The organism is Pseudomonas sp. FSL W5-0299, assembly GCF_005930655.1.
In the GTDB taxonomy this organism is placed as follows: domain Bacteria; phylum Pseudomonadota; class Gammaproteobacteria; order Pseudomonadales; family Pseudomonadaceae; genus Aquipseudomonas; species Aquipseudomonas mandelii.
This window is the reverse complement of record NZ_RXHX01000017.1, coordinates 61,005-74,758: the sequence shown is the minus strand read 5'-3', so window position 1 is coordinate 74,758 and position 13,754 is coordinate 61,005. Positions and strand designations below refer to the sequence as shown.

General features: G+C 60.8%; 15 protein-coding genes and 1 pseudogene. 7 read left to right on the top strand and 9 right to left on the bottom strand.

Going from position 1 to position 13,754, the window contains the following annotated elements:
- Nucleotides 1–231: 231 nt before the first annotated feature.
- The 3 genes from FHL16_RS20075 to FHL16_RS20065 all read right to left on the bottom strand — a co-directional run bounded on the left by FHL16_RS20075 (nt 232) and on the right by FHL16_RS20065 (nt 2,697).
- Complete coding sequence (locus FHL16_RS20075) at nt 232–1,551, bottom strand: Nramp family divalent metal transporter (RefSeq protein ID WP_077749086.1); 1,320 nt, start codon at nt 1,549–1,551, stop codon at nt 232–234.
- Nucleotides 1,552–1,628: 77 nt separating this feature from the next.
- Nucleotides 1,629–2,153, bottom strand: coding sequence for a DUF3833 domain-containing protein (locus FHL16_RS20070; protein WP_010455527.1), 525 nt, complete (start codon nt 2,151–2,153; stop codon nt 1,629–1,631).
- Nucleotides 2,154–2,163: 10 nt separating this feature from the next.
- A complete protein-coding gene (locus FHL16_RS20065) occupies nt 2,164–2,697 on the bottom strand; it encodes a chalcone isomerase family protein (RefSeq protein WP_077749085.1) in 534 nt (177 codons plus the stop codon).
- A 164-nt stretch (nt 2,698–2,861) separates the two neighbouring features.
- Between FHL16_RS20065 and FHL16_RS20060 the strand changes: the two genes are divergently transcribed.
- The 4 genes and pseudogenes from FHL16_RS20060 (at nt 2,862) to FHL16_RS20045 (ending at nt 5,540) form a co-directional block, all read left to right on the top strand.
- Entirely contained in the window at nt 2,862–3,656 is a 795-nt protein-coding gene (locus tag FHL16_RS20060) for a hypothetical protein (protein ID WP_010455532.1), read from the top strand.
- Between the two features lie 56 nt (nt 3,657–3,712).
- A complete protein-coding gene (gene yddG / locus FHL16_RS20055; RefSeq protein ID WP_077749084.1) occupies nt 3,713–4,636 on the top strand; it encodes an aromatic amino acid exporter YddG in 924 nt (307 codons plus the stop codon).
- A 36-nt stretch (nt 4,637–4,672) separates the two neighbouring features.
- Nucleotides 4,673–4,861 (top strand): annotated as a pseudogene (locus tag FHL16_RS20050) (glutathione S-transferase family protein); the annotation flags it as partial.
- A 91-nt stretch (nt 4,862–4,952) separates the two neighbouring features.
- The gene (locus tag FHL16_RS20045) at nt 4,953–5,540 is read left to right on the top strand and encodes a hypothetical protein (RefSeq protein WP_010455538.1); all 588 of its coding nucleotides are present in this window, start codon (nt 4,953–4,955) and stop codon (nt 5,538–5,540) included.
- A gap of 3 nt (nt 5,541–5,543) precedes the next feature.
- Here FHL16_RS20045 and FHL16_RS20040 read toward each other — a convergent pair whose 3' ends face one another.
- The 3 genes from FHL16_RS20040 to FHL16_RS20030 form a co-directional block, all read right to left on the bottom strand.
- Nucleotides 5,544–6,260 (bottom strand): alpha/beta hydrolase, encoded by a 717-nt coding sequence (locus FHL16_RS20040; protein WP_077749083.1) that lies wholly within the window; start codon nt 6,258–6,260, stop codon nt 5,544–5,546.
- A gap of 184 nt (nt 6,261–6,444) precedes the next feature.
- Nucleotides 6,445–7,557: a succinylglutamate desuccinylase/aspartoacylase family protein gene (locus FHL16_RS20035; RefSeq protein WP_077749082.1), complete on the bottom strand. Its 1,113-nt coding sequence runs from the start codon at nt 7,555–7,557 to the stop codon at nt 6,445–6,447.
- A 202-nt stretch (nt 7,558–7,759) separates the two neighbouring features.
- Entirely contained in the window at nt 7,760–8,539 is a 780-nt protein-coding gene (locus tag FHL16_RS20030; protein ID WP_077749081.1) for an ABC transporter substrate-binding protein, read from the bottom strand.
- Between the two features lie 245 nt (nt 8,540–8,784).
- On the opposite strand from FHL16_RS20030, the gene FHL16_RS20025 reads away from it, so the two are divergent.
- The gene (locus tag FHL16_RS20025) at nt 8,785–9,429 is read left to right on the top strand and encodes a type 1 glutamine amidotransferase (protein WP_077749080.1); all 645 of its coding nucleotides are present in this window, start codon (nt 8,785–8,787) and stop codon (nt 9,427–9,429) included.
- A gap of 191 nt (nt 9,430–9,620) precedes the next feature.
- Here FHL16_RS20025 and FHL16_RS20020 read toward each other — a convergent pair whose 3' ends face one another.
- A complete protein-coding gene (locus FHL16_RS20020; protein ID WP_077749079.1) occupies nt 9,621–10,055 on the bottom strand; it encodes a rhodanese-like domain-containing protein in 435 nt (144 codons plus the stop codon).
- 102 nt (nt 10,056–10,157) lie between these two features.
- Here FHL16_RS20020 and ftrA point away from each other — a divergent pair, with 102 nt between their 5' ends.
- A complete protein-coding gene (gene ftrA / locus FHL16_RS20015; RefSeq protein WP_010455550.1) occupies nt 10,158–11,132 on the top strand; it encodes a transcriptional regulator FtrA in 975 nt (324 codons plus the stop codon).
- Between the two features lie 109 nt (nt 11,133–11,241).
- Here ftrA and cobF read toward each other — a convergent pair whose 3' ends face one another.
- Complete coding sequence (gene cobF, locus FHL16_RS20010) at nt 11,242–11,997, bottom strand: precorrin-6A synthase (deacetylating) (protein ID WP_077749078.1); 756 nt, start codon at nt 11,995–11,997, stop codon at nt 11,242–11,244.
- Nucleotides 11,997–12,557: a histidine phosphatase family protein gene (locus tag FHL16_RS20005; RefSeq protein ID WP_077749077.1), complete on the bottom strand. Its 561-nt coding sequence runs from the start codon at nt 12,555–12,557 to the stop codon at nt 11,997–11,999. Before FHL16_RS20005 ends, cobF begins: the two co-directional genes overlap by 1 nt.
- Before the next feature lie 341 nt (nt 12,558–12,898).
- Between FHL16_RS20005 and FHL16_RS20000 the strand changes: the two genes are divergently transcribed.
- Complete coding sequence (locus FHL16_RS20000; RefSeq protein ID WP_077749076.1) at nt 12,899–13,753, top strand: MurR/RpiR family transcriptional regulator; 855 nt, start codon at nt 12,899–12,901, stop codon at nt 13,751–13,753.
- Nucleotide 13,754: the final 1 nt, after the last annotated feature.

Genomic DNA, 13,754 nt, shown 5'->3' with positions numbered 1-13,754 from the left:
GGAGCAAGCTCCCTCGCCACAGTCAGTATCTATATGGGCTGACAGTCATCAGAAGCACCGGGTTCTTTTTTGCCCCTGCCTTCAGGCAAATTTCACCAGGTTCAGCGTGGGCAACGGGCCGCCCGGAAAACCGAGTTATCGTTCATCGCGAGCAGACTCGCTCCCACAGGGTTTTGTGTTCACCTCAGATCCACTGTGGGAGCGAGCCTGCTCGCGATGAGGCCAGCCCAGTCACCCCAAAAATTGCAAGATCAACCAGCTATTCGCCCCACTGATCACCCCAAACAACCCCCACGCCAACACCCGCGTCGGCCAGCGATTCACAAACGGTCCCATCAATTTGTGATCGTTGGTCATGCGAATCAGCGGGTACAACGCAAACGGCAACTGCAGACTCAACACCACCTGACTCAACACCAGCAACTTGCCGATCGCATTGTCACCCATCAGCCAGACGCCGATGAACGCCGGGATCAACGCCAGCCCCCGGGTAATCAGCCGTCGTTGCCAGCACGGGATCCGCAGGTTCAGATAACCCTCCATGATCACCTGCCCCGCGATGGTCCCGGTAAACGTCGAACTCTGCCCGGACGCCAGCAAGGCCACCCCGAACAACACACTGGCCAAGGCGCCGCCCACCAGCGGGTCGAGCAAGTGATAGGCGTCCTGGATGTCCACCACATCGGTATGCCCGCTCTGATGAAAGGCCGCCGCGGCGAGGATCAGGATCGCCGCATTGACCAGCAGCGCCAACGCCAGAGAGCCAATGGTATCGATCCGCGCCAGTTTGACCGCGTCCCGCTTGCTGGCCAGGTCCTTGCCGATCATTCGGGTCTGTACGATCGAGGTGTGCAGGTACAAGTTATGCGGCATCACCGTGGCCCCGAGGATGCCAATGGCCAGGTACAGCGGCGCGGCATCGCCAATGGCTGAAAGGGACGGCGTAAACCCACGGGCGACGTCCGGCCAGTACGGCTTGATCAGCAGCAACTCGACGAAGAAGCACACGCCGATGGTGCTCACCAGCACCAGCATGATCGCTTCCAGGCGGCGGAAACCACGGTTTTGCAGGGCCAGTACCAGCAGCGTGTCAAACGCGGTGAGCGCGATGCCGACAGTCAGCGAACAGCCCAGCAGCAAGTGAAAGGCCAGCGCGCAACCGAGCACTTCCGCCAGATCGGTGGCGATGATCGAGATTTCCGCCAGCACCCATTGAGTCCGCGCGGTCCGTGTGCTGTAGCGCTCCCGGGACAGCTGCGCCAGATCGCGGCCGGTGGCGATGCCCAGGCGCGAACACAGACACTGCACCACCATCCCTGCCAGACTCGCCAGCAGCACCACGAACAACAGGCTGTAACCAAAACGCGAACCGGCCTCGATGGCGGTCGCCCAGTTGCCCGGGTCCATGTAGCCGATGGACACCAGCAAGCCAGGACCGGCAAAGCGCAGCATGCGTTTGAAAAATGAAGCGTTGGGATCAACTGCAACGCTGCCCGCCACTTCCGGCGGGCAAAATGGCGCAGTGCCAACCTTGGGCAAACTGAATTTCACGGACACATCCGTCGACAGTTGGAAAAGCGCAGCTTAGACGTTTCAGCCCCTGCGCCCAAGGGGCAAATGCCCGGGTATCAGGCGCCGTGGCGGCGGAAGAACAAGGTCACCTGGCCCAATTCAACACCGAACTTGGTCATGGCGGAGCGATTGGCCATGGTGTTTTCGTCCAGCAAGTACATCCAGTCGTCGAAATGCACCTGGTAGACCTTGTCGTCCACCGGCAGGCTCAGTTCATAGCGCCAGTGCAGCGCGTTGCCGGCGACCTCACCGCGAGACTCGCCGACCACATCACCGGCCGTACCGCGCCAACGGCCAGGGCCGTCCGGGTACAACGTCCAGACACGGGTCTGCTTCGTGCCGTCGCTGTAGGTAAAGGCTTCATGCATGATCAGGTTCTGACCGTCCATTCGGCTGTTGATCAGCACATGAAAGCGTTTGACCACCTCGCCCGAGCGCTTCTGGAACATTCCCCAGCCATCCACTCGGCCGACGAAGAACCCGGGTAGATCGAGCTTGGGGTTTTGCTCGCTGTAATGCTGCACGTCGACGCTGCAACCCGCCAGGCAGACGCACAACACAAGCAGCAGATTTTTCAACATGTCATGCACCTCAAGGCTTGGCGCTGCCCAGCAACTGCTGGCGCAACTCCGGATTACGTGTACGTGGGTCGAGCCAGATATCGAAAAAGGCCCGGGCGAATTGCGGGTCTTTCACTTCGTGTTGCGGCTGCTGGCCGACAAAGAACCGCGCGCCCTGCCCCGGCAAATAAACGCCGGTAATGCGCATGCCGGCTTTTACGTCGACGAACGACTGTTCCATCTGCACCTTCCAGCGCTCGAGTTGCTCGGTGCTGACCGAGGCGCCGGACAATCGCTTGATTTCATCGACACTGGCCTGCACCAAATCATCGCGGGAAATGCTGCGCTGATAGATCAGCTCCAGGGCAAACGGCTGGTCTGGCGCCAAAGGCCGGGCCGCACTCCAGAGCCGAGCGTTGTAGACATCGAATCCGAACACCCGAAACTCGCCGGCGCCGATGATCTGCGCGCTGGGCAATGCCTCCTGCCAATTGGCCAAGGCCTGGGTGCATGACAATCCCAGCAACAACACACCGTGATACAGGCGCAACCGGAGTCTGTTCATCGCGTTTTTCTCACCATGGGCATCTGTTAAAAACTTATACGCAAAGCTACGTTTTGTACAATTATTTGAGTTGCAAGTTTTGTATACAAAACCCCCTCATTCCTAGAGCAATCCTGCGTCCGCAGTGCTAACGTTGGCGCCTCACTCAGGTCGGAGACGTGTGCGTGCTGATGCTCAAGCTGCTGGTGATTCCAGGCTTCCTCTTGTTGATTTCCCTGGCTGGCAAACGCTGGGGCCCCAGCGTGGCCGGTTGGCTGTCGGGATTGCCGGTGGTGGTCGGGCCGATTCTGTTCTTCCTTGCCATCGAACAAGGCCAGGTGTTCGCCGCTCAATCAGCGACGGCGGCGTTGTCGGCGATGTCCGCGATGATTGCCTTCTGCGTGACCTACGCCCAGGTCGCTCAACGGGCAGGATGGCCATGGGCGTTGACCATTTCACTGCTGGTATGGGCCGCCGTGGCCGTGGTGCTCTCGCTGATACCCCCCTCGCTGATGTTCTCGGTGATCGCGGCCGCCACCGCGCTGCTGGCGGCGCCGTACCTGTTTCCCAGTGTGCAACCCATCGTTACAGGCCCGGCGCCGAAGTCCGACAGACTGCTGCTGCGCATGATGGCCGGCGCCCTGCTCACCCTCGCCGTGACCTTACTCGCCAGCACCGTCGGCGAAGGCTGGAGCGGTTTGCTCGCGGTGTTCCCGGTACTCGGCAGCGTGATGGCGGTGTTTTCCCAGCAAACCCGCGGCCCGGCGTTTACGGCAGCATTGCTGCGGGCGACGGCGACCGGCATGTATTCGTTCGCGGCGTTTTGCCTGGTGTTGGCGCTGGCGTTGCCCGACATGGGCATGAGCGCCTTTGCCCTCGGTGTTGCGGTGTCCGTGGGGATGTTGGGCATAACCAGGCGCTTGCTGGCGCGACCGATCAACTCGACGACCGAGACTGGACGATCAGCGATCAAACGCTAAGCTCCTTCACATCCAGAGGGCCAGGATGTCGCCCGCTACGTGCTGAAGGAACAGACATGAGTCTCGCATCGTCCCTCGTCCGTCCCCCCCACTCAGCCACCGCCGTTGGCGTGATCGCGATAGTTCTCTGGTCCTGCCTCGCGCTGTTGACCACCCTCACCGAAGGCATTCCGCCCTTTGAACTGCTGACACTGAGCTTCGGCATAGCGTTTGTGGCGAGCCTGGTGATTCTGGGTCGGCGCGGGCTCGCCGGCTTCAGTAGCTGGCGACAGCCCTGGGCGGTATGGGTGACCGGGTTCGTGGGCATTTTCGTTTATCACGCGCTGTATTTTTTCGCGCTCAAAGTAGCCCCGGCGGCCGAAGCCAGTCTGATCAACTACCTGTGGCCGCTGTTGCTGGTGCTGCTCTCGGCGTTCTCGGCCGGGGAAAAGCTGCACAAACGGCAAATGCTCGGCGCGCTGCTGGGGCTGGCCGGCACCGCGTTCATCATGCAACAACACGGCCCGGAGGCTGGCGCATCGATGCCCATCGCCGGTTATCTCGCGGCCTTCGGCTGTGCGGTGATCTGGGCCGGTTACTCGGTGATCAACCGACGGTTCAACAACGTGCCCAGCAGCATCATCGGCGGGATCTGCGGTATGTCGGCCGTGTCCGGTCTGATTTGCCATCTGGCCTTCGAAACCACGGTACTGCCTGATCCCGGCCAATGGACCGCGATTGTGGTGCTTGGCCTCGGGCCGGTCGGGCTGGCATTTCTTGCCTGGGACCACGCCACCAAACACGGCAGTCTGGCGACGCTGGGGGCGCTTTCCTATCTGGCACCGTTGATATCGACGTTATTGCTGCTTGCCGTGGGACGCAGCCAGGCCGGTCCGATCCTGATCGTGCCTGCCGTGTTGATCATCGCGGGGGCGGTGATCGCCACGTCGAGCGCAAGCGATAGAGCGCCCGCAACACGTTCAATTGTTCCGAACGAGTAAAGCTGCCTAACCCGATGAACGTTGCCCTGCTACTCGTCTGGCTACGCGCATTACATCCTCGGGGAGAACGGCCTGGCGGCCGACCCGAACGTCAAGCGTCTGTTCGATGAAATCAGCGCCCGCCCGGGCGCCCAGCGTGCGCAGGGTCTCAGGGAGAAATGGGTGCTCAAGGCCGAGTTCAACGAAGAAACCCGTCATAACCTGTTAGCGCAAAATCAGGCCTGAGACTGTGGTGAGGATGGTTTTCGGCAGCTGCTACAAATCGTGTTCCATGGGATGATTGCGGCGAATGCGCGATCATCCCTGGAGTTTCCGAATGTCATTGTTGAGTAAAAAAGCCGTTGTCCTGTTACTGACGGCGGCCGCCAGCCTGGGGGCGTTGAATGCCTCTGCCGCCAAGGCCACCGCCAGCGATAAAGCGCCCGCGCAAGTGGTCTCGATGCTCGGCGGCAAGTTCAAGTTCACCCTGCCCAAGGGCTTCATCGCCAACCCGCTCCCGGCCGGCGACGCGGCTACCGGTACAGCCGGGGCAACGGGCACCATGTACACCAACCAGACCACCAAAACCGTCGTAATCGCCGCTGAAAACACCATCCCCGGTGGCGCCAACGTCAAGGATAACGACGGTCCGTTCCTCGACTCCGCAGCGGCCGACTTCGCCTCAGAACAAGCCAAGGCGCTGCCGGACTTCACCAAACTCAGCGAAAAAAGCCTGACGCAGAAAGGCACCGGTCTGGGCTTGCGGCAGATCGACAGCACCGCCACCCAGGGCGGCGGCAAAACCCTCGACACCACAGTGATGGCCGCGTCCAACACGCGCATGGCGATCGTTCAGGTGATTTCCCGCCTCAGCGACAACGGCGGCCACGAGACGCTGGTCAAGCAGATCGTCAGCGGCAAATAAGCTTCAGGGGTTGAGGCGCTGCAACCAGGCGCTCAAATCCTGCATTTCGGTGGCACTGATGCTGTGACCGACACCGGGGTAGGCATGAAACTCAGGCTTGAGAGACAGGCTCTGTAACAGGTTGTTGGCCTCGGTGCCGTCGATGTACGGCAAGCGTTTGTCTGCCGTGCCATGACCGATGAAGATCGCCAGCTTCTGGCGTTTTTCATCCGGTTTGAGTTCGGATTTCAGCACCGGCAGAATCCGCCCGCTCAGCGCCGCAATCCCGCCGACGGCTTCGGGATGACGCAGCGCCACCTCGTAGGACATGATCGCGCCCTGGCTGAAACCCACAAGGAATACCTTGTCGGGTTCGGTGTGATACTTCTTCGCCGCCTGTGCAATGAAGTCCAGCAGCACCTGGCCGCTGGCCTTCAGATCATCGGTCTCACCGTTGTAGGCAGCGTTGCCCTTCTCGCGAAACCACTTGTAACTGCCCTCCTCCATCACCATCGGTGCCCGCACTGACAGGAAGGTGTATTGCGCAGGCAATTGATCCTTGATATCGAACAGGTCCTGCTCGTTACTGCCGTAACCGTGGAGGAAAATCACCAGGGGCTGGTGGCGGGACTCGGGATGCGCCTGCTCAAGATATTTGAGCGGCAGATCAGTGTGCAGCGGGGGTTCAGCGTGGACGGTGGCCGAGGCCAGCAGCGTCAGCAGAGCGAGAAACTTCAACATAAACCTTCCTTCACAAGTGCAGGATTCGGGGGGAGCCTAACACTGTGCGCACAGCAAGGGGATTTGTGGCGCTGTTGATGCCGTCTTCGCGAGCAGGCTCGCTCCCACAGTGGATGTGTGTCGCACATCAAACCTGTGGGAGCGAGCCTGCTCGCGAAGAGGCCTTTGGCAATGGCGACAACCCTCAGTCGTTAACCAGTTTCCCCACCCGAATCACCTCACGCCCCGCCACCTTCGCCTGCCACGTCCCCGGCTGCGTATACCGCCCGCGATCAATCGCAAACAACACACCGCTGGTCCCGGCGCGCACGGTTGTCACGCGGTCGCTCAGCGGATCAACCACCTCAAACAGCGCATCGCCCTTCTCCACCCACTCACCCGAATCACGCAGAAAACTGACGACACCGTGATGCGGTGCAAACAGGTATTCGGTGCCCTCGAACGGCATGCCTTCACAGCACTCGCTGGGTGCCGCAGGCCAGGTGCCCGTGATGAAACCCTGCTCGGCGAGGAACCCCAGAATCGCCTCGCAATTGGCCTGGGCTTGATCGACTCGCGTATCGCCCATGCTGCCCAGTTCCAGCGTCGTCGCCAGGTTGGCCGAGGGAATCGCCGCCTCGGGGAAGGCCCGCGCCAGGCGCAGCCACGGCGACGAACAGGACTCATCGAATGAACTGCCGCCGGAGTCTTCACAGAGCAACGCCACCCCGGCCTTCAGACGCGCGGCCAGGGATTGCCACTGCGGCCAGTGTTGCGGCAACGCATACAAATGAATGGCCGCATCGAAATCGCAATGCAGGTCCAGCGTGATGTCAGCCTCGCAGGCGTGCCGCAGCAGCAGGCGGTGCATGGCTTCCAGCTGCGAAGCCGGTGCCGGCAAGTCGTCGAGGACTTGGCCCATGGTCCGGCGAATCAGCGCGATGTTGGCCTGCGCATCTTGACCCAGCTGGTCGCCAATCAATGCGGCCACCGGGGTACTGAGTTCAACGAAGGCGCGGTTGAAGTTCTTGCCGCTGCCCAGCTCGAAGCGCCCCATATGGCTGCCTTGCAGGTGCTGGTCAAGACCGATCGGATTGGCCACCGGCACCAGCTCGATCACGCCCTGCAACTGGCCCCGGGTTTCGAGTTCCGCCAGGCGTTTCTTCAGCTCCCAGGCTGTGCGCATGCCGGGCAACTCGTCAGCGTGCAGGCTGGCCTGGATGTAAACCTTGCGAGGACCCGCGCCGTAACGAAACACGCTGAGGGTGCGTTCGGTGCCCAGGTGGCTCCAGGGCAGAGGATGGTCGATGCGTTGCATGGTCACTCCTGAATGGCTGAACGGCGAAAATCACCTGTGGGAGCGAGCCTGCTCGCGAAAGCGGTGTGTCAGTCAACATAAATGCAGCTGACCTACCGATTTCGCGAGCAGGCTCGCTCCCACAAGGGATTTCATTTCAACACAGAGAGGGCATAAAAAATGGCAACCGCGTCAACGGTTGCCACTTTTTTGAACGGCGTGATTACTGGCCGTAAACGTCAAAGTCGAAGTACTTGTCTTGCACTTGCTTGTACTTGCCGTTGGCGCGGATTTCGGTGATGGCGGTGTTGAATTTGTCGGCCAGCGCAGTATCGCCCTTGCGCACAGCGATACCGGCGCCGCCGCCGAAGTACTTGGCGTCTTCGTAGGTCGGGCCGACGAAAGCGAAGCCTTTACCGGCGTCGGTTTTCAGGAAACCGTCGTCCAGGTTGACCGAGTCGGCCAGCAGCGCGTCTACGCGACCGGACACCATGTCCAGGTTGGCTTCCTGCTGGGAGCCGTAGCGAACCAGGTTGATACCGGCCGGAACCAGTACTTCGGTGGCGAAGCGGTCGTGGGTACTGGCGCGCAGCACACCGACTTTCTTGCCCTTGAGTTCGGTCAGCGGGTCCTTGATGTCGGTGCCGGCCTTCATCACGAAACGGGCCGGGGTGTGGTAGTACTTGATGGTGAAATCGACGTTCTTCTTACGATCGTCAGTGATGGTCATGGACGACAGGATCGCGTCGATTTTCTTCACTTTCAGTGCCGGGATCAGGCCATCGAATTCTTGCTCGACCCAGGTGCACTTCACTTTCATCTGCTCGCACAGCGCGTCGCCGATATCGACGTCGAAACCGGTGAGTTTACCGTCAGGGGTTTTCATCGAGAATGGCGGGTAACCGGCTTCGATACCGATGCGGATCGGCTTGGCGTCATCGGCCACGGCGGTCAGGGACAACATCGACAGTGCCAAGGCACCAAACATCACTAGCTTTTTCATTTATAACTCCTGTGTGCGGAGGCTTTTATTGGCAGCTTTCGAATGACTTTCGGTCGGTGAAGATCGAAGTGGCCGGCAGTCTAGAATGGCTTCTAATGGGCAAATTGTTTTTAAGCGACAAATACTTATAGAAACGTGGCCGCTCCATTCAAAGCCCTTGAAGCGTGCGCCAAGGCGGTGCAAGGACTGTAGGACAAGCCCTTTTTTCAGACAAAACCTACACGCAAAAACTACAGAGAGTACCGATGCCCACCTTGAATCTGATCCAGCACCACCCCGCCGAAGGTCCAGGCGCCATTGCCAATTGGGCAGCGTCCAGAGGGGTGACGCTGAACATCTTTCGCGCCGACCTCGGCCAGTTACCGCCGGTTAGCGCGGCGCCCGTGATCGTGCTGGGCGGACCTTATGAATCCAACGCCGGGCCGGCGTGGCTGGAAGCAGAACGGCAGTGGCTGGCGGCCAGCCTGGATCAGGGCGCGGCGGTGTTTGCGATTTGTCTGGGGGCGCAGTTGCTGGCGCTGAGCCTGGGTGGAAACGTGCGGCGGATGGATCGATCCGAAACCGGCTGGACCACCGTGACGTTCGTCGATGGCCGGACGCTGAAGGTGCTGGAGTGGCACGAAGACGCAATCGACTTGCCGCCTGATGCGCAAGTGCTGGCCAGCAGCGATCAATGTGAACAGCAGATGTATCGCGTGGGGCCGACGCGGGTGGGCTTGCAGTTTCATCCAGAGTGGAATGCGGAGTCGGTGGCGATGCTCAATGCGCACTTTGGAGAGGAGTCGCCGTTGCCTCGGGGGCAACAGGACAGCGCCGCCCATGCAGCCGTGTTCGAGTGGTTGCAGGCAACGCTGGATGGGTGGTGGGCAGCGTGCTCAAGCAGTCGCTGAACTTAAGGATTGACGGGCTCCTGTGGCCAGTGAGCTTTTGTGGCAACGGAGCTTTTGTGGCGAGGGAGCTTGCTCCTGCTGGAGTGCGAAGCGCTCCCAAAAATCTTCGACAATTGCCAAGATTGCGGGGCTGCTGCGCCACCCAGCGGGGGCAAGCTCCCTCGCCACGATGGTTCAGCGGTGTCTGAATATCAGCATTCGCAACCGATAGCGGTGGTGGCAGGCCGCTGCACCGCAACACTCAGTTCCAACCCCTCATCCAGCCACCCGGTCACGCCGCCGATCATCTCCTTGACCGGGTAACCCAGCGCCGCCAGCTTCACCGCCGCCTTGTGCACACCGTTACAGTGCGGCCCGGCGCAATAGACCACAAACAAGGTGGACGTCGGGTAACCCGCCAGGCTCTCGGCGGTGAGCAGGCGTCCCGGAATGTTGATCGCGCCGGGCACATGCCCGCGTTCGAACGCCAACGGTCCGCGAACGTCCACCAGGACAAAATCCACATCGCCGGCCTTTTGGCTGCCGTACACGTCGGAACAATCGGTTTCAAAGGTCAGACGGTTGCTGAAGTGCATCAGGGCAATGGCCGAAGGGGCTGCGGGAATGGCGCGGACCTGGCTGGTCATGGGCTGTACTCCAAAGTCTTGAGTGGGTATGAGAAGACTTTATCCGCCCGACGCTTGCGGCTACAGTGGCGCACAAGACACTTACCGGGAACTTTCCGCCAAATGCAACCGAACCCTGGATTGGTCGCGATTCTGGTCTACGACGGCCTCTGTACGTTCGAATTCGGCATCGCCGTGGAGATCTTCGGCCTGGCGCGGCCGGAGTTCGACTTCCCTTGGTATGAGCATCGTATCGTCGCCGTGGATCAGGGCCCGATGCGCGCCATGGGCGGGATTCAGGTGCTGGCCGATGGCGGCATGGAACTGCTCGAAGAGGCCCGCACGATCATCATTCCCGGCTGGCGCGATCGCAACGCGCCGGTACCGGAACACGTGCTCGCCGCCCTGCGCCAGGCGCATGCGCGGGGAGCGCGGTTGCTGTCGATCTGCTCCGGTGTGTTTGTGCTGGCGGCGACCGGCCTGCTGGACGGGCACGGCGCCACCACCCATTGGCGCTATGCCGCTGAGTTGGCCGAACGTTTTCCGAACATTCGGGTGGACCCGGATGTGCTCTATGTCGATTCCGGCCAATTGATCACCTCGGCGGGCAGCGCGGCGGGGATCGATGCGTGCCTGCACCTGGTGACGCGGGACTTAGGCACGCAGGTGGCCAACTCAGTGGCGCGGCGCCTGGTGATGTCGCCGCAACGCACCGGCGGTCAGGCGCAGTTTATTCCTACGCCCGTCAGCCCGACGCCGCGCAGCGATTTATCCCGCGTCATGCAGTGGGCCCGGGAACGCTTGCACGAACCGCTGGAGGTTCGCGAACTGGCGAGCGAGGCGGCCATGAGTGAACGCACGTTCCTGCGTCGGTTTACCGAGGCCACCGGCATGCCGCCCAAGGCGTGGTTGCAGCATGAGCGGCTGGCGCGGGCGAAGGAGTTGCTGGAGAGCACCGGGCAAAACACCGATCAGATTGCCGCGCAGTGTGGGTATCGCTCGGTGGAAAGCTTTCGCGTGGCGTTTCGTGGGGTGGTGGGCGTGCCGCCGTCAGTGTATCGGGAGCGGTTTGGGCGTGGGGTCAAAGCCATTATTTGAGGTGCGGTTGAGGGCCTCTTCGCGGGCAAGCCTCGCTCCTACAGGTATTGCGTCGCCTTTGTAGGAGCGAGGCTTGCCCGCGAAGACATCAGCTCAGGCACCGTTTACCTCAAGGCTTGCGCAACAGGTAAGTATCCATAATCCACCCATTCGCCACCTGCGCCGCCTTGCGCACCCGCTCAATCTCCGGCGCCACGTCCTTGAGCTTGCCGCTGATCAGGATTTCATCCGGCGTCCCCAGATACGCGCCCCAGTAAATCTCCGTCTCCTGATCCGCCACTTGATGGTAGGAATCCTCGGCATCGAGCATCACCACGAGGCTGTCGGCATCGCTCACTTGCCCCGCTGCCAGCCGTCGGCCGGTGGTGATTTCAATTGAGCGGCCGATGCGATTCAGCGGTACCTTGTGCTGCGCCGCCAGCGCCTGAACGCTGGTGATTCCGGGGATCACGTCATACTCGAACGCACAACGGCCCGAGGCCAGGATCGCCTGCAAAATCCGCAGGGTGCTGTCGTACAACGCCGGATCGCCCCACACCAGAAAACCGCCGCACTGGCCGTCGGACAGTTCCTCATTGATCAGCCGCTCGAAGGTCTGCTGCTTGGCAAGGTTCAGATCGTCGACACTGGTCTTGTAGTCCACCTCCCCGCGCTCGCGTTCCGGGCTATGGGCTTGGACGAAGCGGTAGTCGTGACCGGTGATGTAGCGCTCGCAGATCTCACGGCGCAGGTCGATCAATTTGTCCTTGCTCTGGCCCTTGTCCATCAGGAAAAACACGTCGACGAGGTTCAGCGCCTTCACGGCCTGCATTGTGATGTAGTCAGGGTTGCCGGCGCCGATGCCGATGACCAGCAGCTTCTTCATCAAATTTCTCCTCCAAGCAAGCGCAGGCGCCAGCGGCCGGTGAACCGCAACTCGACGGCCGACAACGGTTCGACGTCGATCAGGTTGAATGCCTTGGCCTGCAACACCTGCGTCAGTGCTGCGCGAATGACAAAGGGATGGGTGATGGCAAGGACATGCCCCGGTGTTGCCACAAGGGCCTGGAGCCACTGCGCCACGCGTTCACAGAGTTGCGCGACCGACTCACCGCCATGGGGCGCCGAGGTCGGATCATCTAGCCAGGTTTGCAGTGCCTCGGGTTCGGACTTTTGCAGGTCATTGATCCGCACCCCGCTCCACCGTCCGAAGTCACAATCCCTCAGGGCCGAAACGATTTCAACGTTATTGCCAAACAACTCGGCGGTCTGCTGCGTGCGCAACTCCGGCCCACAGAGCACCCGTGGCGCCCCCTCGAACTGACTGCTGCGCGAACCCTTTGCCAATTGGCCATAAAATTCCAACGGCTCATTCGTAGGAAAACTCGCCAATTTTTGTGCGACTGTTCGCGCGTGGCACATCAGGGTCAAACGGGTTGCCTGCACGGTTTATCACCCTGTCGATGAAATGGAAAACGGCTCGATGCCGCCGATAATCACGCAATTGTGCCGCAAGACGCTTGATCCAGGGCGTTTCGTTTGCATCAGCACCGACGGGACGCGAGCTTGTTTAACCCATTAAGTTAGGCAATCTCTGACACCCGTGTGGGCGATGGACTACAAAGCCAGTCGACTTCCGTGTAGCCCTCAGCGCACGGGCTTTTCGCCCCATTTTGGGGCCTTAAAAAACCACGGAAAAATTCGCTAGACATGTAGCATGCGCTACATAAATACTGTTTTAGCGATTTATGAAACAAAACCGACATACCCATCCAGCAGGAGCCCGGATGCCCTCTCTCAGAGACCTGATCACCGATCCCGCCCTGGACCTTACGCCGGCGGAACGCAAAGTCATCCGTGCCTTGCTGGACCAATACCCGCGTAACGGGCTGGGACCGATGTCACGCTTGGCCGAACATGCCGGTGTCAGCGACCCCACCATTGTACGGCTGGTGAAAAAACTGGGTTTCAGCGGTTACGCCGATTTCCAGGATGCCTTGCTCAGTGACATGGACCACCGCCTCCGGTCCCCCAGCGCCCTGTTGCAGCTTCGTTCTCATGTTCAGAAAGACGACGCCTGGAGCCATTACCTGGCGGAGACCCATCGGGCGCTGGTGGATACCCATGCGCTGACCCAACCCGAAGATGTGCGGATTCTGGTGCAGTGGCTGCTCGATACCCGTCATCAGGTTCACTGCTTTGGCGGGCGCTTCAGCAGTTTCCTCGCCAATTATTTGCTCAACCATTTGCGCTTGCTGCGCCCGGGCTGTTTCGCCCTGGAAGACAACGCACAACTGCCGGACCGGCTGTTCGACGTGCAGCGTCAGGACGTGGTGCTGGTGTTCGACTATCGACGCTACCAGTCACAGGCCCTGCGCGTAGCCAATGCGGCGAAAAGCCGATACGCCCGGGTGGTGTTGTTCACGGACATCTATGCCTCACCGCTGCGGGAAATGGCCGACCTGATTATCAGTGCGCCGGTGGAATCGGTGTCGGCCTTCGACACCATGGTCCCGGCGCTGGCCCAGATCGAGGCGCTGATTGCCTGCCTGACCCTGCGCAGCCCGGAGCTGGCCGATCGCCTGGAAGGCATCGATGCCCTGCGAACCGATTTCGCCACCCACCTGCTGGAGGATAAATAAG